10 protein-coding genes and 2 pseudogenes are annotated in these 20,953 nt (G+C 57.2%); 5 read left to right on the top strand and 7 right to left on the bottom strand.

Features of this window, described 5'->3' with window-relative positions; translation table 11 throughout:
- Positions 1 to 11: 11 nt before the first annotated feature.
- From FBY03_RS11755 to FBY03_RS11735, 5 genes are all read right to left on the bottom strand, one after another.
- On the bottom strand, positions 12 to 701 hold the full coding sequence (locus FBY03_RS11755) for a class I SAM-dependent methyltransferase (RefSeq protein WP_147172522.1): 690 nt from the start codon (positions 699 to 701) through the stop codon (positions 12 to 14).
- 63 nt (positions 702 to 764) lie between these two features.
- Complete coding sequence (locus tag FBY03_RS11750; protein ID WP_147172521.1) at positions 765 to 1,427, bottom strand: sulfotransferase family 2 domain-containing protein; 663 nt, start codon at positions 1,425 to 1,427, stop codon at positions 765 to 767.
- Positions 1,420 to 2,823 carry a sulfotransferase gene (locus FBY03_RS11745; protein ID WP_147172520.1) on the bottom strand — a complete coding sequence of 468 codons (1,404 nt, stop codon included), beginning with the start codon at positions 2,821 to 2,823 and terminating at the stop codon, positions 1,420 to 1,422. The genes FBY03_RS11750 and FBY03_RS11745 overlap by 8 nt, the downstream gene beginning before the upstream one ends.
- Before the next feature lie 263 nt (positions 2,824 to 3,086).
- Complete coding sequence (locus FBY03_RS11740) at positions 3,087 to 3,830, bottom strand: ABC transporter ATP-binding protein (RefSeq protein ID WP_147172519.1); 744 nt, start codon at positions 3,828 to 3,830, stop codon at positions 3,087 to 3,089.
- A complete protein-coding gene (locus tag FBY03_RS11735) occupies positions 3,830 to 4,594 on the bottom strand; it encodes an ABC transporter permease (RefSeq protein WP_178090648.1) in 765 nt (254 codons plus the stop codon). The genes FBY03_RS11740 and FBY03_RS11735 overlap by 1 nt, the downstream gene beginning before the upstream one ends.
- A 137-nt stretch (positions 4,595 to 4,731) precedes the next feature.
- On the opposite strand from FBY03_RS11735, the gene FBY03_RS11730 reads away from it, so the two are divergent.
- From FBY03_RS11730 to FBY03_RS23275, 5 genes and pseudogenes are all read left to right on the top strand, one after another.
- Positions 4,732 to 5,862, top strand: coding sequence for a glycosyltransferase family 2 protein (locus FBY03_RS11730; RefSeq protein WP_218570777.1), 1,131 nt, complete (start codon positions 4,732 to 4,734; stop codon positions 5,860 to 5,862).
- A gap of 134 nt (positions 5,863 to 5,996) precedes the next feature.
- Positions 5,997 to 6,608 (top strand): adenylyl-sulfate kinase, encoded by a 612-nt coding sequence (gene cysC, locus FBY03_RS11725; protein ID WP_147172517.1) that lies wholly within the window; start codon positions 5,997 to 5,999, stop codon positions 6,606 to 6,608.
- A 243-nt stretch (positions 6,609 to 6,851) separates the two neighbouring features.
- On the top strand, positions 6,852 to 7,724 hold the full coding sequence (locus FBY03_RS11720; RefSeq protein ID WP_218570776.1) for a glycosyltransferase family 2 protein: 873 nt from the start codon (positions 6,852 to 6,854) through the stop codon (positions 7,722 to 7,724).
- The gene (locus tag FBY03_RS11715) at positions 7,721 to 8,602 is read left to right on the top strand and encodes an NAD(P)-dependent oxidoreductase (RefSeq protein ID WP_147172515.1); all 882 of its coding nucleotides are present in this window, start codon (positions 7,721 to 7,723) and stop codon (positions 8,600 to 8,602) included. Before FBY03_RS11720 ends, FBY03_RS11715 begins: the two co-directional genes overlap by 4 nt.
- A 196-nt stretch (positions 8,603 to 8,798) precedes the next feature.
- A pseudogene (locus tag FBY03_RS23275) lies at positions 8,799 to 9,103 on the top strand (GDP-mannose 4,6-dehydratase); the annotation flags it as partial.
- Positions 9,104 to 9,341: 238 nt separating this feature from the next.
- On the opposite strand, the gene FBY03_RS11710 reads toward FBY03_RS23275, so the two are convergent.
- The gene (locus tag FBY03_RS11710; RefSeq protein WP_147172514.1) at positions 9,342 to 19,676 is read right to left on the bottom strand and encodes a peroxidase family protein; all 10,335 of its coding nucleotides are present in this window, start codon (positions 19,674 to 19,676) and stop codon (positions 9,342 to 9,344) included.
- Between the two features lie 1,088 nt (positions 19,677 to 20,764).
- Positions 20,765 to 20,953 (bottom strand): annotated as a pseudogene (locus tag FBY03_RS23055) (calcium-binding protein); the annotation flags it as partial.

Below are 20,953 nucleotides of genomic sequence, written 5' to 3'. Positions count from 1 at the left end.
AAATAGCCCTTCTATTTTATTGCAATCATCACTAGTGCTGCTGGATACTCAAACGAAAATATCTCGCAAGAACTAAAACCAGCATTCAAGACCGTCTGCCAGGTATCCGCACCAAATTCTGTGTGTACAAGTTGATCCTTGGCCGGCACCCCGGCCTGGCCGTGATAACTCGGGGCGAGTCCAACGCGTGATCGAGTCATTCGCTCAATCACGATAGGCACTGTAAAAATACATCGCCCACGACTACGTAGCACTCGATGACACTCTGAGAGCGCTCGCTCTGGATAAGGAACGTGCTCCAACGTATCGGAGTGAACCACTAAGTCAAAACTATTAGATTCGACATTCAGGTTGAGCATATCAAACTGCGGATATTCAACCAAACGATGCAAAGGCAACTTACTTAAAAATGATGTCAAATTGCCCGCAGCATTAATCTCGAGAACTTTGAGTTCGTGGTGCAACTCACAAAACCGCACGAGCGTTTCATTGAACTGGTAATTTCGGACAATAGCCGCTGCCAACCCCATCGCACGCAAATTATTAAAGCACTGCTTACAATGAAACCCCTGCTGTCTATTTATGTATGAAACTTCAACTTCAGACAACTGCCAGGCACTGATTAGTTCAGGCCAGAGCACAGCACGCTCTGAAAATTCAAGACAACCACATACCGGACAAGAACCAGAAAATTTCTGCATATTCAAACGACTAGATAAATTTTATTCATAGCGCTCAACCCCTTCAGTCAAATACGCCTCGAGTTAAATAGCGTACATTTCATAAAACCGTATATCTGCTGCCAGTATATCCATTAACTGGGCACACACTTTTCTATCCCCTAGTATTTTTTCGCGACTCACTTCTATTTCGTCAGACGGTGTCACATTGAGATGAACACTCGTATCAATATCTATACCTAACAACCCGCCTAACCGCTGGAGGTCATGCGACCTGGTTTCATGCCTCCCAATAAAATCAAGCCTTTTCATATCCCATCCGCCAAAATAAGTCTCACCATACAAATTACGAATGAGCGGCAACTTGGCGAACTCTATAACTGTCATATTCTGCATACAAAAATATTGATGCAAAGCACTAGGCTGCGGCGGAATTGCACGCCAATAGCAATAGATCGAAATCACGTTATCTAATGGATGCCGAAGCATAGTAAATCGAAAAGCATCCTTCACAAGATCATATTTCTGTGCTTTGAAGTGCCCATGCACAACAATTATATTTTCCGGGATATTTATTGGTCTGTATGCGAGCCAACCTTCCGGGTCAAGGTTGCAAGGTGAAATCGGATCGCCAGGATCGCTGCTGTAGTCCTCCAGAACATGATCATCCCCATAAGCTCGCTTAAGGGTGGTCAGGGTCGAGGTCCCCCCCGCTTTAGGCACGTGAATCGATATGATTTTATTCATGATTTAGAGGCCGTTTCTTTACTTCAGCAAAGCCAAATAGTGATTCCTTGCTTATTTTCGCCTTGCTCAACAGAAAAGACATTTCCCTGACATCTTTCCCTTCGTCCATATGCCCTATCGCGACAAATGCGCCGGAAGATTCAAGATCAATAATCGCGTACCCGCCCTTATTGCCGATGGGCACCAATTCGTCTGCATGTACGTTCACATCTATAACTGTGAACTGATAGCCTGCGCCCACCTTGACCGACTCACGCAGCACACCATTGATGAATACCTTCAGTTCGACCTCTCCCTTAACCTGTTCGGGAAATATGCTTTTAAGTTCAAGAGTGAGGTTGTACGAACGTCCCTTGCCGGCATAGGCAATCAAACTTCCTTTTCGCTTCATCCATGGAGCTTCTTCGCCCTGATGAAAGCCAGACATCGGCAGGACAGTTGTTGGAACGTCCAGCCCCGGCCACTCGATAGAAATATCAAACCCAAACTGAGCCAATACTGCATCCGAATATCCCAGCACTTCACGAATAGGTCGCGTAATACTCAATACTTTCCAAGTATCGACTGGTGAAAGCTCACCAAATCCTGAATTTACGGACAGACGACGGTAGTGCATTGGTGCTCGGTCAGCTATCTCGCGATCCTTACCCGTTTCGACAAACTGCACGACTCGTTCCTCTGGCGTACGCCCAAGAAACGCAAGCATACGCGTCACGGCCAAGGCTGGATTCGTTGCCATATCCTCATAGCTAACTAACAGGCTGTTGCTGGACTGCAGCGCACGATGAGCAGCAGTTGCGTACTCAAGGTACATGCCAATATTTGTCTCCAGCCCCCCTTGGAACGCGCTGGAATAAGGATCGCCACCATCTACACGCGATTTCATGGAGCGAAGCACACCAAATGGTTCACGCATTACAACTATATTTTTAGTCTCACCTTGCCCAACATAATCAGCCATGGCAAAAATATTACCAGGCGTCTTTTCCCCTAGAATCGGCCGTTGTTCAACCTGCGCCAGTAAATCACGCAACGTTACCAGTGACGCTTGATATAACTCCACACCTGACAATTGAGCGGTCAAATGCCCCCGCACCGCTTCAACCAAGCGAGCTACATGTTTCTCGTTAAAAAGGAGGTTCTTAGGATGTGCACCTTGATTGACGTTAAACCTAGGCATTTCAACCATGGCAACAAGAAATTGTTGATGCAAAAAATCAATTACCACATCAACCTTGTCAGCGCGACACGGCAACTGGCTAAACATACTTTGCATGAGCGATATTAAGTGGGTTTCACTTGCATAACAAAAAACATCCTCATGCAAGGACAAAAATTTTGCTGCTACCGTAGTGCCGCCACGCGGCACACCACCAACCAGAACATCTAACTGCATTAAAAACCTCTTTTAAACTTCTCAACCAATATCATTGACAACGCAATCAACCCTCATGGTTTCACACGACCACAGGCTCGCAGATAACCCACTGACTGACTATTCCCAAGCAACTGGATATTAAAACGATCAAACCAAATAACAGGCACAACGATCATTATCTTTTTGGTTACACTGACGAACGAATGGATAAAGCCACACATATTTAACTGTTTCAGAAGGGCCACTATCTTTATGCCTGCGCTAGAAATATGCGACTATCATCAGCACTGTTCTAGTGCGAGTACAGCGGGTTGACTCTCTTGCAGAACAGCTTGCTGCTCTAAGTACTGTCTCAGAATTGGTCGGGTTGGACCGGTGTGACTTACCAGTCCATCTTCAATCCACACAACCTTGTCGCATAAATCCCTGATCACTGGAAGCACATGCGAAACCAGAACTACTGTCTTGTCTGATTTTATCAATCGTTTCATTTCCGCCGTGGATTTGGCGCGAAACTCTTCATCACCCACACCAAGTACTTCATCTACCAACAACACATCCGGATTTACTTGAATCGCCACCGAAAATCCCAGCCGCGCACGCATGCCTGACGAATAGGTACGCAACGGCTGATCAAAGAATTGACCTAAATCGGAGAATTCGATGATCGCATCCATGCGTTTGGCTATTTCACTTCGGTGCAGACCAAGAAGCATACCGCTCAGCATGGCATTCTGTCTGCCGCTGAGGTGAGGCATAAAGCCAACCCCCAGCGACAGCAACGATACGCGCGCACCATGATTGAGAATGCGTCCACCATCCGGCTCCAAGATGCCTGCGATCATCCGCAGCAACGTGCTTTTTCCAGCACCATTGCGCCCAATAATGCCGACTGTCTCACCACGATGCAGATCGAAAGAGATGTCTTTGAGTGGCGTGTACTTCGACCACCTTAGGAGCCCCTGTCGAACTGGATACGAAACAGTAACGTTCTGTACGCTGATCAGTACTTCGCTAGCGCTCATCAGAAGCGTACCTTTCCGTAGCGGTGATCCATCTGCTTCAGAAACACAAGCCCAAAACCGCCGACCACAAGCGAAATAAGCATGATAAGACCAATTCGCCCCATGTCCGGCCAGACACCACGGATCATGACATTACGGTATTCGTCAATCAGGCCAGCCATGGGATTGAGCAGCAAGTAACTTTTGACAGGCTCTTGTACCTCGTTAATGTCAAAGAACACACCCGAGAGAAAAAACAGAAGCAGCATGCCGTTGTCAATTGCGACCTTAAGGTCAGGCAGGAAGGGGGTGATGGCGCCCACCAACAATGCCAGGGCCATAATCAAGCACAGTTGGGCCAACATGACTATCGGGACAGCCAGCCAAGTGACCTGTGCAGGAAACCCGTACAGAAGCAGGAAAATTGCGAAGCACGCAAAGACAGGGAAGAAGCGCGCCGTGCTACCAAGCACTGCAATTACCGGAAAAATGTATTTAGGAACATACACTTGCTGAAGCAGGCCATGGTGAGTACTGATCGCATGGCTGCCACCTTTAAGCCCGCTGTCGAACCACTTCCATACCACCGCACCACAGAGAAACGTCGGCACAAAGTCCGAACTACCTCGCTGTAATACCAGTACGAAAAGGATGTAGAACGCACACAGATACAGAACCGGTTCTATAAGCCACCATACTAGCCCCAGGTAGGACCGAGCCGCTTCAGCCTTAATGTCGGTATAGACCTTATATAGAATCAATTCGATACTGTTACGGATCTGCATTCTCATACTCTCTCAAGTGGTGGCGTGCAACGCGGTACGTCCGTCTCAACCCAGTAGCTACCTAGCGCACACCTTCTCGCAACCCTGCAATCGTGCCAGAAGCTGCCTGCTCTGTCCTTCGGTTTGGTGAGGGGGTATTGGTCTGCCCACTCGGATCGAGACAGCCAGTGCCGACTTGCCTTCACTTTGGGACAGATTACCTACAAAACCGGTACCCTAGCACCATGGATAGCCTTTCAGCTGACACCTTCAGCCTCCCCCTAGCTGGCCCCTCTATCAAGAGACCTACGGTCGGTGTAATTATCGTCAACTGGAATACCTTCGACGTGCTTGAGCGCTGCCTGGCTGCCTTGGCCGAACAACAGGCGCCCATCCATAGAACCATCGTTATCGATAACGCCAGCAGCAACCCGCCCGAGGAGCTGCCAAGCAAGCGCCCCGCAAACACCCGTTATATCCGCGCTGCAGAAAACCTCGGCTTCGCCCGAGCCAATAACCTGGCGATGGCCGAGTTACAGGATTGTCAGTGGGTCGCGCTGGTCAACCCCGACGCCTTTCTCGCGCCCGATTGCCTGGAGCAATTATTGCTGGCAACCATGCACTGGCCGCAGGCGGCTTGTTTCGGTGCGGTGACACTGATGGCGCATGAGCCGGCGCGACTGGATGGCATTGGCGATGCCTATCATGCCAGCGGTCTGTGCTGGCGTCTGGGGCATGGCGAGCCGCTGAGCGAGTCGGCCTTTCTGGATCGGCCGATATTTTCCCCTTGTGCCGCTACCGCACTCTACCGCCGCGATATTTATCAGGCCGTCGGCGGGTTGGACGAAGACTTCTTCTGCTACTGCGAGGATGTCGATCTTGGCTTTCGCCTGTGGCTCGCAGGGTATCAATGCCGTCTGGTACCTAACGCCCGCGCCCTGCACGTCGGCTCAGCATCCAGCGGTGGCCAGAGGAGCGATTTCGCCCTTTACCATGGGCATCGCAATTTGGTCTGGACCTATGTGAAGAACATGCCGGGCGCGCTCTTTTGGCTCCTGCTGCCCGCCCACATACTTATGAACTTATTGACCACACTGGTTTATGTTTGTCGCGGCCGTGGTGGAGTTTTACTGCGCGCCAAGCGGGATGCCATCCGCGGCTTGCCACAAATGTGGCGCAAACGCCGTGAGATACAGGCGCAACGCAAAGCCAGCCTGATGAGCATCTGGCGCCTGCTGGAAAAAGGCTTGGGCCGCCAACGCAACGCCACCAAACAACCGTTGCCGTAATATGCAGCTCAGTGAAAAACTAGCGCCGTAGCTGCGGTAGCTCTTTTTGGACTCCACCCTAGATAACGAAAACACCGGCATTTGGCCACATTATGGTCAGTAGCAGCGGTCTTTGCTGAAGTAAAGGATAAGAAATGAAGCCTGAAAATATCGTTTGGCAAGATGGCCATGTTTCCCGTGAAGAGCGTGGCCGCCTCTTCGGCCAGAGCCCGACAACCATCTGGATGACCGGGTTGAGCGGCGCCGGTAAATCCACCCTGGCCTTCGCCCTGGAAGCACGCTTGCTCGCCATGGGCCACGCCTGCTTCGTCCTTGATGGCGACAATGTGCGGCACGGACTGAACCGTGACCTGGGCTTCTCCCCAGAGGATCGCTGCGAAAATATCCGCCGTGTGGCCGAAGTCGCACGACTGATGAACGAGGCGGGTCTGATCGTCATCACCTCTTTTATCTCGCCTTACCGTGAGGACCGCCTGCAAGCCAACCAGATCATCGGCCCGGCAGCCTTCCTCGAAGTGCATGTAGCCACCTCACTGAAGACCTGTGAGCAGCGTGACATCAAAGGTCTCTACAAACGAGCCCGCGCCGGCGAGGTGCGCGACTTCACTGGGATCAACTCTCCCTATGAGCCACCGCAGAGCCCGGCCCTGACTGTGGATACCGAGGGCCGCCATATCAGCGAGACCGTTGAACATATCCTTGAGGTACTGCAACCGCGCATCAATTGTCACGCATCCAATAGCTGAAATAGTAGAGATCACGACACACGATGCGAGTGAGCACTCTCGCAGTTGCCGCTGGCCATATACCTGCATCTATTGGATTTTCTGCTCAATACATTAGTTTGGCGCCGGGCTTGCCATTCGACATGGCAACCTGCGGCAGCTTGGACCCTGAGGTCAGGCTCAATACAACACCTAAACGGCACTCACCGCCACTGAGAGAGAGGCTTGCTTTTGGAGTTACTCGAAACGAAGAACAGGGTTTCCGTGGTCATAGTCAATTACAATGCCGGCCCCTATCTGAGCCGCTGCCTGATCAGTTGCAACAACCAGGTTGAGGAAATCATTCTGGTGGATAACGCCTCCAGCGACGACAGCCTGGAGCGGGCGATACAGGTCATTCCTGCCGCTACCCGTCTGAAGGTCATACGCAATCACAACAACCTGGGCTTCGCCCGTGCTTGCAATCAGGGCACGTCTGCAGCCGAGGGGGACTTCCTACTGTTTCTCAACCCAGACTGCGAATTGGCGCCCGAAGCGATGAGCAGCCTCCTGGGTGCGGCCAGCGACCATCCATCCGTGGGCATGGTAGGCGGCCTGCTGCTCAATGCAGATGGCAGCGAACAAGCCGGTGGTCGCCGTTCAGTGCCTACGCCCTGGCGTACCTTTGTCCGGGCATTCGGTCTCGCCAACCTCGCCCAGCGGTATCCGCGCCTGTTTTCGGACTATTTGCTGCATCTCACCCCTTTACCCGCGGCTGCAGTCGAGGTAGAAGCCATTTCCGGGGCATGCATGCTGGTGCCCCGACATGCCCTGGAACGAGTCGGGGTCATGGATGAGGGCTACTTCATGCACTGCGAAGACCTGGACTGGTGTATGCGCTTCCGCGCCGCCGGCTTTCGCATCCTTTTTCAACCTAGCGCCCGCGTTACCCATCACAAAGGCCGCTGCAGCTCAGCCCGTCCATTTTTTGTCGAGTGGCACAAACACCGTGGAATGGTGCGTTTCTACCGCAAGTTCTTCCGCCATCAATACCCTGGGCTACTGATGGGCCTAGTTATTTGCGGCGTATGGCTGCGCTTTGGCGCGGTCGTCTGCTATCTCCTGCTGAAACGCATGGCCACGAGGCAAGACCAATGACTGATGGCAGCGTGGGCGTTCTGGGCGCACGCAGCCTGGTGGGTAGCAGCCTGCTTGCTTTGCTGGCTGGTGCGCAGTATCAGGTTACCGCCTTCTCCAGATCCATCCAGGAGGTCGAAACGGATGCGCAAGTCGCGTGGCGGCGTTTTCCCCAACCAGGAGGCACCACCGCGCCTGCCAAATCCATTCGCCACTGGATCAGCCTGCTGCCCATCTGGGTGCTCGTTGACCTTCTGCCGCAGCTTTCCGCCATGGGGGCGCAGAAGGTAGTAGCCCTTTCGTCCACCAGCCTGATTGCCAAGGATCACTCCCCGGATCCGCGCGAGCGCCAGTTGGCCCAACACCTGGCGGACAGCGAAGCAGCCTTCAAGACCTGGGCCGAAAGCCACCGAGTCGACTGGCTCATCTTGCGCCCTACTCTGATATATGGGCACGGCCGGGATGGCAATGTAACCGAGATGGCTCGAACCATCCGACGTTTGGGCTTCTTTCCGGTTTTCGGCAAGGCCTTGGGGTTGCGTCAGCCCGTACATGCAGACGATGTCGCGATGGCTTGCCTGGCCGCACTGAGCAAACCGCTCACGGCCAAGACTTACACCTTGTCTGGAGCCGAAGTGCTGAGCTACCGCGACATGCTGAGCAGAATATTCGCCGCCCTGGGAAAACCACCGCGGATCGTGCACCTACCTTTACCGCTGTTTCACTTTGCCTTGCTGCTGTTACGCCGCGTCCCCCGCTACCGTGACTGGACACCCGGAATGGCAGAACGGATGAACCGCGACCAGGCCTTCTCTCACAGCGCAGCCGCCGAGGATCTCAATTTCCACCCACGCGCTTTCAACCTGACCTGGGAGGATCTTCCCCAACCTGGGGCATGAGTAACCACCTATGAATGTGGCCGCTATTCAAGATAAATCAGCCGATGGCGCTTTTTCCGGAAGCCCGCCAGTTCAGCAACACCTGCAACACTCCTCTACCGGCCACTTGCCCTTGGCTGTCAGGCAAGCACCAGATCAGGACGAGCGTGGCACTCATGCTGCCTCCCCCTGAGCGCTAGTAAATAAGGCTATCGATATGCGGATATTGGTCACCGGCGGCGCCAATCTTATCGGCTCAGCGCTGTTCCGCCACACCGAACATCAGGTATTCGACCTCGACAAGCTGACCTACGCCGACTACTTGGAATAACTGATTGGCGACAACCCGCGCTACCAGTTCCTTCAGGCCAGTATCGGCGCTCAACCCAAGGTAGCTCTGGCGCAATTCCTACCAGACGCGATCATATACCTGGCCACCGCGTCCTATGTCGATAGCTCCATCGCCGGCCCGGCGGCATTGATCCAGACCAATATTGTGGCACCTACAGTCTGCTGGAAGCAGACCCGCGCCTACTGCTCGGGTTCATCATAGCCACAGCCCTTTGCCAGATGGGTGGGTATAAATAGTTGGAAAGCTAAACGCGTTGAAACTCGAAGCGTGGCTCGCCCCCAGCCAGCCCAGGAATCTTTAGCATCGATGAATTTCCCCTCCACGGTCGTGGGGGATAGCAAAATGCGGAATACGGCATTGCGCCGCATTCCGCATCTACTTGTGGCTAGCTCTGCTCTGGTGGCCTCCTCACACCGCCAGGATAAAGTCTGCTTGGGTGATGGTGGTCGCATCGTTGATGCCCACCAACCGGATGGTACCGCCGCCGACCGACACCAAGGTGTCCGCCCCGACATCGGCGATGGTCACGTTGGCCGCGAAGCTCGCTGCGGTCACACCCAGTGCGGCGATATTCAGCAGGTCCTGGCCACCGACCGGGTTGGCGTCGAAGTCCATGATAATGTCATTGCCGAAGCCCACCCCGAACGCGAAGTTATCGTCACCGGCACCACCAACAAGCACATCGTTGCCCGTGCCACCAATTAACGAATCGTTGCCAGCGCCTCCTACTAGCATGTCGTCACCGGCCCCTCCCCGGAGCATATCGTTGCCAGCTCCGCCCCTGATCTCGTTGGCAAGACCATTGCCGGTACCGCTGAAACTACCCACGCCACCAAACTGGAGACGCTCGACATTGGCACCAAGGGTGTAGCTGGAGAGCGTGGTCCAGACCAAGTCGTTACCTCCACCGGCCTGCTCAACTACCACGTCCCCCACCTCGGTGACGACATAAAAGTCATCACCAGTGCCGCCCACCATGGTGTCGGCTCCTGCCCCACCACTGAGCAAGTCATTGCCCGCCCCACCTATAAGCACATCGTTGCCCGCACTACCAAAGAGCGAGTCGTTCCCGGCTCCCCCCCTGATCTCGTTAGCAAGTCCATTACCGGTACCGACGAAGTTACCGCTGCCACCATAGGTGAGCCGTTCGACATTGGCACCGAGGGTGTAGCTGGAGAGCGTGGTCCAGACCAAATCGTTACCCGCACCAGCCTGTTCGATTACCCCATCACCGGCCTCAGTAACAACATAGGTGTCGTCACCGGTGCCGCCCGCCATGGTGTCGTTACCGGCACCACCACTGAGCACGTCATTGCCGGCGCCGCCTATAAGCACATCGTTGCCCGCGAAACCGAAGAGCGAGTCGTTCCCAACGCCCCCCCTGATTTCGTTAGCAAGCCCATTGCCGTTACCGACGAAGTTACCGCTGCCACCATAGGTGAGCCGCTCGACATTGGCACCAAGGGTGTAGCTGGAGAGTGTGGTCCAAACCACGTCGTTACCTTCGCCGGCTTGCTCGATGACAACATCCCCAATATCTGTGACGACATAGAAATCATCGCCGGTGCCACCCGTCATGGTATCGGCCCCAGAGCCACCACTGAGCACGTCATTGCCGGCGCCACCTATGAGCACATCGTTGCCCGCGAAACCGAAGAGCGAGTCGTTCCCAGCGAGCCCCTGGATTTCGTCGGCGAACGCCGTACCGTTCAACACATCGTTCCCCGGCGTGCCGACGATTAGATTAGTCACCACCGACGTCGCCACCGAGGTCACCGTCTCCAGCGTGCCCAGGTCATCGGTGTAGGTGACCACCACCCGCAGCTGCTGCCCGGTCAGGGCCAAGGTTGGGATGAAGGTCGCGGTGGTTGCGCCAGCGATGTTGCTGAAGACGCCGCCATTACCTGACTGCCACTGGAACGACAACACTGGGTTGGCAGGGCCGTCTGGGTCGGTGAAGGCCTTGGTAGCCGTTAGCAGTTGTCCCACGTTCGGCGTGGTGTCGCTGATCAGCATGGTGCCGACCGGGGGGTCGTTGACCGCAACCGCCGAAACCGCAGTGGTCGGGGTCGAGAACACGGTCTCCAGCACGCCGTGAGCATCCTGGTAGATGGCCTTGACCCGCAGTTGCAACCCGGCGAGGTCTCCGGTTACCCGATAGGTCGGCCCGGACATACGCGTTACCTGTCCCAGGACTATCACGGTGATGTCTTCGAAGACACCGGTGCCGCGGTCGACCTGCCAGAAGTAACTCACCGGCCCAGTAACCCTACCGATACCGGGGTTGTCGGCGTCGGTCACCCCGACCACATTCGCCGCCAGCAAGGAGCCGACTTCTGGCGTGCTGTCGTTGATCGTGGCCAAACCCACGGGCTCTGCGTTCAGGCCGTCGACCAACACAACCGACTGGTCGTTGAACTGCAAGCGCTCGATACCGCGTAGCGTGTCAGTGCCGTCCAGGCCGACGTTGTCGGTGACCGTGAAGGTGCCGTTGGCATTTTCCACAACCGTATAGTTCGCCAGCGGGCCGGTGAACATCGCGGTGTCGAAGCTGAAACCACCATTACCCGGGAGGATTTCCCGGACGATCTGCAACTGTCCGGGGTTATAGGTTCTGTTCATCATGAACGGGATCAGCGGAACCATGCTGTCGAAGGTGGCGATCTCTGGCCCAGTTGGCAGGCCATTGGCGTCGATGCCGGCGCGCACGCTGATGCGTACGTTGAGCCACTTGTCGCCATCGATCAGGTCGTCGCCACCGCGGCCTTCGATGATGTCACTGCCATCGCCGCCGAGGAGGATGTTGCCGCCATCGAAGAAGGTCTGACCGGCGCCCAACATGTTGTCGAGGAACGCCTGCAGGCCATTGATCAAGGCAATATTGGTCAGAACGCTGCCTTGTGCACCGGCCGCGGCGAGCGTGGTCGGGGTGGAGTTGTCACCATGCAGAATGTCGCCGTACGCTGAGCCCGACAACCCCTCCATCAGTTGGAAACGGGTCAGAATCGACCCACTGGCCCCGGGCACCGGTACTTGATCGAAGAGGATGTTGTCCATATCGACCTCGACACCACCCAGCGCATTCTTGAAGGTGGCCCAGTCGTAACCGGAGGCACCAATGTAACGGTCACCCTCGCCGCCACTGCCGACCATGATGTCGTCGCCGCCTTCGCCGTTGAACTTATCGGGTCCGGCGTCGCCGATGAACACATCGTTACCAATCACCGTGTCCCTGCCGAACGGGTCGAAGTTGTCGCCCGGTGCACCATCTGCGGTGCCGGTTTCGAGCCAGTCGTCGCCTTCGTTGCCGATGTCCTGTTCGTTGGCGCGGCTGCCGAGGATGAAGTCGTTGCCGGGACCACCGAAGGCCTCCGAGGCGTCCTCACCGGTGATGATGAAGTCCTGGCCATAACCACCGAGGATCAGGTTGAGGCCGGGGCCACCCTGAATCACGTCGTTACCGTCGTCGCCATGGATGACATCGTCGCCGCCGATGTCGACGATGATGTCGTGGCCAGCGCCGCCCAGCAGCGTGTCGTTACCGTAGCCACCGTCGATCCAGTCATCGCCAGCATCGCCATACACGGTGTCGTCGTCGCTGGAACCGGCGATCAGGATGTCATTGCCGGGCGTACCGCCGAGCACCACAGTGGCGGCACCGGTGTAGCGCAGGTAGTTCGAGTCGGGTCCCGGCGTCGCCGGGTTGTCACGAATAACCAGCGGTAGGAGTGGGTTGCTGCCAACCGGATCGGTATTACCCGGCACGTCGTCGGCGGTGCCGATGATGCCGTCTGCGCCGGCAATCACACTCGGATTGAACTGCTTGCTCTGGTCGACCTCAAGGATCAGCTCCGGAGTCAGGAAGATCTGACCCGGCAGGTGGGTTGCGTTGGTATTGGCCATCACCAACCTGGCGAACGAGTTCTGCTCGAGCTCGGTGGCGAAATTCAGCCCCGCGACCCGGTTCAGGTAGTAGAAGCGGTCGCCATCCTGCAATTTCTCGAGCTGGTTCTCGAACACGAAATTGAAGGTCGAGCCGAGCAACCCGCCGAACGGCTGCTGCTTCTCGGCCAGGCCGCCGATCCAGAAGTCGATGGCATCGACGCCGGTGGTGGTGACCCCATTGGCCAAGTTGGCGTAGGCGCCCGCACTGTTGAGGAAGGCCATGCGATCGGCGTCATTGGCGGTAAAGGTCCGTTCGGCACCGCCGACGCCTCCGGCGTTGATCACCGCGCTGCCACCCATCACCAGGGCCGTAGCCACCGCACGCATTTCCGCCAGGGTATCGACATCGGCCGCGAGCAACTCGGCATGGGTGCCGTAGGCGGCAATGAAGTTGATCACCGACTCCGGATGTTTGAGATTCAGCAGTAAATCGACCCAGCTGGTGTACGGCTTCAGTTGGCTGTCGCCAGTCGCAGCGTAGAACTCCCGACGTACCGCGTTGAACGAGGGGATGCCGGTGTCACGACCGCGCGCGATGTTGATGGTGGCCAGGTCGAGCGGCAGACCCAGGAGGTTGTTGCGCAGTGCCTCGGTGACGAACTCGTCGATCTCGTTGCCGACCTGACGGGTTACACCACGGACGATGGCGCCGGCGGCCTCATCGGGGCTCAAGCCGCCCGGGGCAAACTCCAGTGGGTTGAGGAAGGCCGCGATCAGGCCGATCTCGCTACTCTGGAAGTTGGGATCGAGGCGGTCGATGGTTTCGAGCAACATCGAGTGGCCGAAGCGGTACACCGTATGGGCGAACTCGGCGACGATCGAGGCATCGATATTGGTGTCGTACACCTGATTAGGCGCGAAGAACGGATCGACGAGTGGCTGAATTTTGCGCGCGAACTCCTCGAACACCAGGTGCTGGTACTGCATCTCGGTGCCGAATTTCGCCGCCTGGAACAAGCGCTCACCGTTCCATTGCAGGGCATCGATCTGCGCCTGGGTAATCGGCAGTGTGGCCGGCGCGGTGCCCGGCAGCAGCCACTCGGCGAGGAAGGCCAGGTCTTGCGACGCGAGCACCGTCTGCATGGTCTGATCGATCAGCCGGTTATGCTCGGAGTGGAAGATGTGGTGCACGGTGGTCAGACCGATATTCTCGTTGACCCGGCCGTCCCCGGCGATGTAGTGCGCGTCGAGCAACTCGTTGTCGTAGGTGCCCGGTTCGGACAGGCCTACCACGCTGTCGCTATCGGGCAACAGATTGCCCGCGCCATCGAACACCGGCACTGCGGCGTGGGCGATGTCGACCAGGAACTGGTGACCGGTGCGCACCGCATTGGTGAGATCGATCGGCGCCAGCAAATTGCCTTCCACCAGCACGTCATCGGCGGTTCCGGCAATGCCGTCGGCCCCCTTCATCACCACCTGCGGTAAGCCATGCGGGCCCTTGATGAAGTTGCCGTAGGCATCGGTGGCGAGCAACGGAATGTTGTCGACGTCGGCGTCGGTCAGGTTGATCCCGAGTATGTCGCGCGCCTGGGCCTTGACCACCTTCCAGGTAGCCATGCCGCCGATCACAGTATCGTCGGCGGTGCCGAAGTGGCCGTCGGCACCGAGGTCGCGGTTGACGATCAGCTTGCCGGTGGCAACCGGCGCACCGGCGGCATTCAGCGCATAGGCGCGCAGGAACACCTGTTGCGAGGAATGCGTGCCATAAGTCTGGTTCTGGTCGACGAACGGCGAGTCGGTGTTGCTGTGCTCATGAATGTCGTCGGCGGTACCCAGCAGGCCGTCCGGTCCTGGCAAGTTGGTGGCGCGGGTCAGCACCATGAAGTTGGTCGGGCTGCCCGGCACGAACAGCGGATCGTCCGGTTGCAGCGGGATGAACACCGTACCACTACCACCCTTGGTCACCAGATCCAGGCCGTGGTCGAAGAACTGGCCGAAGAAGGTCATCCACTGGTTGAACGGCGCGGTGAAGCCCGCGTCCGGCGTCACGTTGGGGATGAAGTTGACCAGGGTGTCGTCTGCGGTACCAAAGATACCGTCCAGGCCGGGACTGACGACAACCTGTGAGCCCGGATTGGCCGCTGCAGCCGCCAGCGCCGCCGGGTTGTTATTGGTCTGATCGACGATCAGGTTACTGATGATCCGCGGCTGCGAGTCGATCACCAAGCCGCTGGTCTGGGTGTACGAGGTGCCTGACTCAGCCGAATTGAATACCGGATCGGTCAAGCGCGGGAACACCGTGTCGGCGGCGCCGAACTTGGTCTGCCCGGTCAAGAGGTTATTCAGGGAACCATCGACCGTACGCAGGCCGTAGGGCACTTCGACGTTCGGCAGCAGCGTCACCAGATCTTCACCGGCTGCGTGGCGCTCTGCGATACGGATCTGGTCGAGGATGAAGTCGAGGTCGGAGCGGATGAAATGCACACCAGCACCGCCGTTCATCACGTCGTTGGCCGGCGGGGCCAGCGGCACCGGCGGTGCGTTGGGCACATCGATGACCGGCGCGGTCCCCGCCGAGAAGGCCTGCTCCATCACCCCATGGGCATCGGTGTAGATGGCGCGGACGCGCAGTGCGAAACCGGCGAGGTCCGGGGTGATCTTGAAGGTCGGGCCGGTCACGCTAACGAAGCCGCCGCCAAAGGCCAGCTTGATGTCCTCGAAGATCCCCGAACCGGGTACCGCCTCGAACTGCCAGACGTAAGACACTGGGCCGGTGATGGTGCCGCCCGGATTGTCGGCGTCACTGACGCCAGCGGCCGACACCCGCAACACCTGCCCCTCGGTCGGGGTGTTGTCCGGGGTGTTGCTGGCGGCGTCGAGGATGGTCAACTGCCCCACCGGCTCGGCGTTCAGCCCTGGGGTAAGCACCAGTACCTGATCGTTGAACTGCAGCCGCTCGATGTTACGCAGGGTGTCGGTGCCATCGCCGTTGATCAGGGTGTCGGCAACCGTGACCGTGCCGTTCGGGTTGATGGTTACGTTGTATTCCGACATCAGGCCGGCGTACACCGCCGTATCGAAGCCGCCCGATCCCGAGAGGATTTCGCGGACGATGACCAGCTGCCCAGGGTTGTAGGTGCCGTTAAGCATGAAGGGCACCATCGGCGCCATGCTGTCGAAACTGGCGATCTCGGGGCCGGTGCCGTCGATATTCGCCCGCACGCTGATGCGTACGTTCAGCCACTTGTCGCCGTCGATCAGGTCGTCGCCACCGCGGCCCTGGATGATGTCACTGCCATCACCGCCCAGCAGAATGTTGCCGGCGCCGAATGAGGTCTGCCCCGCACCGAGCATGCTGTCGAGGAAGGCCTGCAAGCCGTCGATAAGCGCGATGTTAGTAAGCACACTGCCATAGGCGCCGGCCGTGGCGATAAACGCCGCATCGGCATCATCGCCGAGCAGGATGTCGTTGAACGCCGAACCCGATAAGCCTTCGATCTGCTCGAAGCGATCGAGGATGGTGGCATTCGACAGCGGCAGCGGTGGCTGATTGACGAAGCGGAAGCTCATGTCGGCGAACACGCCTTTCGTATCGTTTTTGTAGGTGACCCAGTCGAAGCCGGACATGCCGCCATTGCGATCCTCGCCCTGGCTGCCGACCATGATGTCGTCGCCGCCTTCGCCGATGAATTCGTCGAAGCCGCCGCCGCCGATAAACACGTCATTACCGATGATCTGATCGCGGGCGAACGGATCGAAGTTATCGCCGGGCGCCCCGTCCTGGCTGCCAATCTCGATCCAGTCGTCGCCTTCGTTACCGGCCATCTGCCCATTGACCTTGGCGCCGAGGATGAAGTCGTTGCCGGGCCCGGCAAACACCTCGGAAATGTCTTCACCGGTGACGATGAAGTCGTTGCCCATACCGCCATGGATCAGATTGAGGCCATTGCCGGCGTGGATCACGTCGTTGCCATCGCCGCCATGGATAACGTCGTCGCCGCCGATATCGGTAATGATGTCGTCGCCGTCGCCACCAAACAGCAGGTCGTTGCCGTAGCCGCCCTCGAGGCGGTCATTACCGGCGTCGCCATAGAGGGTGTCATCGTCGCTGTCGCCGGCTATCAGGATGTCATCGCCGGCCGTGCCGCCGAGCACCACGGTAGCCGAACCGGTGTAGCGCAGGTAATTTGAGTCAGGCCCCGGGGTGTTGGGGTTGTCGCGAATCACCAGCGGAATCATCGGATTGCTGCTGACAGGGTCGGCATTACTTGGCAAATCGTCGGCGGTGCCGACAATGCCATCTGCCCCGGCAATCACGCTCGGATTGAACTGCTTGCTCTGATCGACCTCGAGGATAAATTCCGGAGTCAGGAAGATGTTGCCCGGCAGGTGCCTCGCGTCGGTGTTGAGCATCACCAAATTGGCAAACGAGTTGTTCTCCAGTTCGGTACCGAAGTTGAGCCCCGCGGTGCGTGACAGGTAGTAGAAGCGGTCGCCATTCTGCAAGGCTTCCAGTTGCGTCTCGAAGACGAAGTTGAAGGTCGAACCAAGCAACCCGCCGAACGGCATCTGCTGCTCGGCGAGACCACCCACCCAGAAATCTATAGAGCCGAGACCGGTAGTGGTAACACCGTCACGGTCCTTAGCATGGAGCCCATCGTTGGCCCAACCTCCAGTGCTGTTGAGGAAGTCGAGTCGATCAGCCGGCGCACCAGCGCCGCCGAGCACGATGGCCATGGCCGCCGCACGCTTGCCGTCCAGCGTCGTGGCACTAGTGATCGTCGAGTGGGTGCCGTAGGCGGCGATGAAGTTGATCAAGGATTCCGGATGTTTCATGTTCATCACGAAATCGGCCCAGCTGATGTAGGGCTTCAGCTGGCCATCATGGGTCATGTCGTAAAAGGTCTTGCGCGCCGCGTTCAACGACGGAATGCCGGTGTCACGCCCCCGCGCGATGTTGATTGCAGCGAGGTCGAGTGGCAGACCCACCAGGTTGTTGCGCAAGGCCTCAGTGACGAATTCGTCGATCTCGTTGCCGACCTGGCGGGTTACGCCACGGACGATGGCGCCGGCCGCTTCTTCTGGAGTCGGGCCACTGTTGGCAAACTCCAACGGATTGAGAAACGCCGCGATCAGGCCGATCTCGCTCGAAGCGAAGTTAGGATCGAGGCGATCGATGGTTTCCAGCAACATCGAATGGCCGAAGCGGTATACCGTATGGGCGAACTCGGCGACGATCGACGGATCGACCACAGTGTCATAACCGTTTGGCGCGAGGAAGATGTCGATCTGCGGCTGGATGGTCCGGGCGAACTCTTCGAAGACGATGTGCTGATACTGCATCTCGGTACCGAACTTCGCCGCCGCGAACAGACGCTCACCATTCCACTGCAGGGCATCGATCGCCGCTTGTGTAGTAGGTAACGCGACGACCGGAGTGAGCAACCACTGGTTGAGGAACGCCAGGTCACTCGAGTCGAGAATCGTGCTCTTGGTCACCTCTACCAAGCGGTTATGCTCGGAATGGAACACGTGGTGGATGGTGGTCAGACCGATGTTCTCGTTGACCCTGCCATCGCCAGCGATGTAGTGCGCGTCGAGCAATTCGTTGTCGTAGAAGCCTGCGGCTACCGGCCCGCCCGCTACGCCGTCGGCATCCGGCGTGAGCATGTTGCCAGCCTGATCCACGGGTACGGCGTTGTGGGCGATGTCGATGAGGAACTGGTGGCCGGTGCGCACCGCGTTGGTGAGGTCGATCGGCGCCAGCGGATTGCCTTCAACCAGCGTGGTGCCGTCGTCGGCATCGCCGAGGATGCCGTTGGGCCCAGGGGTACGTATCACCACCTGCGGGTAGCCATGCGCGCCCTTGATGAAGTTGCCGTACTGATCGGTGGCGAGCAGTGGCACGTTGTCGAAATCGGCATCGGTCAGGTTGATCCCAAGCAGATCGCGGGCCTGCGCCTTGACCACCTTCCAGGTCGCCATGCCGCCGATTTCGGTATCGTCGGCAGTGCCGAACTTGCCATCGACACCGAGATCGCGATTCACGATCAACTTGCCGGTGGCCACTGGCGCGCCAGCGCCGTTGAGCTGATAGGCGCGCAGGAACACCTGGTGCGAGGGGTGCGAGGTGTACGTCTGGTTTTGATCGACGAATGGCGAGGTGGTGTTTTCCTGCTCATGGATGTCGTCGGCGGTGCCCAGAATGCCGTCCGGCCCCGGCAAATTGGTGGCCCGGGTGAGCACCATAAAGTTGGTCGGGCTGCCCGGTACGTAAAGCGGGTCATCCGGCTGCAACGGCATGAATACGGTGCCACTGCCGCCTTTGGTCACCAGGTCGAGGCCGTGGTCGAAGAACTGGCCGAAGAAGGTCATCCACTGGTTGAACGGCGCGGTCAGACCGAAGTCCGGCTTAATGTTCGGAATGAAGTTGACCAGGGTGTCGTCAGCAGTACCGAAAACACCGTCCAAACCGGGACTGACAACGACCTCGGAACCCGGATTGCCCGCCGCGGCCGCCACCGCCGCCGGGTTATTGGCGGTCTGATCGACGATCAGATTACTGATGGTGCGCGGCTGCGAGTCGATCACCAGGCCACTGGTCTGGGCGTAGGAGGTGCCCGCCTCCGCCGGGTTGAATACCGGGGGAGTCAGACGCGGAAAAATCGTGTCGGCGGCGCCGAAGCCGCTCTGCCCGGTCAAGAGATTGTTGTAGGTCCCATCGATGGTGCGCATACCCCAAGGCACTTGTACGTTCGGCAGCAAATCGAGGAGATCGCCACCCGCGGCATGCGCTTCGGAAATAAGGATCTGTTGAAGAATGAACTCAAGATCGGATTTGATGAAGGTGGCCATGGCTATTACCTCAATGTTCAAAGCGCAGAAGCGCAAAAACAAAAAGCCACGGGCATGCATCGACCTCGCAAAGGCGTGGCTCAGCGTTGCAATTCAGAAATGACTAATGCCAGGAATAAGGCCAAACGTTCTCTCCACCGACAGCCTGTGCTGATCAGCGCCCAACATGGTTTGGCTTTATCCCATCAACGTCGAAGCAAGGTTCGGCGTTGAGCCTCAGGCATAAGGTGGCCCACGGAGTTGTGGATCGAAGAAATGCCCTAGCGATGAAAGCTGTGCTTTCAGGTGACGCGAAACACTGTTCATAGTGTGTCTCTTCCGTCGGTGGCTGACATAAGCCACTGCGCCCTCTCCTGCGCAATATGCTTCGCCAGCACTCACTCACGTCTTGAATAAAGTACCGGCAGCAGGCTCTGTCAATAAATCAACAATTAAAAATCAAAAACTAATTTAGAACTCATAAGTCATTGATTAATAAATCAAAATCTTAACAACGCTAAATAACAAATTTTTCACATCAAACTTACAAATAATTCACAATTAACTAACGAAAATTTCACATACACCAAACTAAAGCCGACACTTTCACTACTTTCGCCAGGTGTAATAGCGCTGGAAGTCGAGACGTCGGCTTATTAGTGAAACCATTGACCTCGATTGATCGACTGGTACGCATAAGCGAGCCGACTAGAGTGGCCTGAGTTCTATTTATGCCGAGCGCTAAACATGGGTGGGGATTACCAGGCCAATGGGCCACCGGTAATCAGCGGCCAATGCAGGTGACTGCCTACAGTGCCATCGCATCATCAACAATGAGCGACCTAGTGGCCTGTACGGCCAGGTGATTAACTCAAGTGCGAATGGTTGAAGTGCCGAGACAGGGATGGCGCATGCGTGGCCTATTGCAGGGCGGCCGCGAATAAAAAAATCGCATTAGCCGTGCCGAGTGACGCAATCGACCAGCAGCCAAGCTGCGACTCGCCGGAGCTTGGCTGCCGTGAAATTTTTTACACTGCCTGAAAATGCGGAATGCGGCATTGCGCCGCATTCCGTGACTGCTTGTGGCTAGCTCTGCTCTGGTGGCCTCCTCACACCGCCAGGATAAAGTCTGCTTGGGTGATGCTGGTCGCATCGTTGATGCCCACCAGGCGGATGCTGTCCACTCCGATAGTAACCAGGGTATCCGCCCCGACATCGGCGATGGTCACGTTGGCCGCGAAGCTCGCTGCGGTCACGCCCAGTGCGGCGATATTCAGCAGGTCCTGGCCACCGACCGG

This window comes from Pseudomonas sp. SJZ079 (assembly GCF_007993865.1).
GTDB lineage: Bacteria > Pseudomonadota > Gammaproteobacteria > Pseudomonadales > Pseudomonadaceae > Aquipseudomonas.
This window is presented reverse-complemented; position numbering and strand designations above follow the sequence as displayed.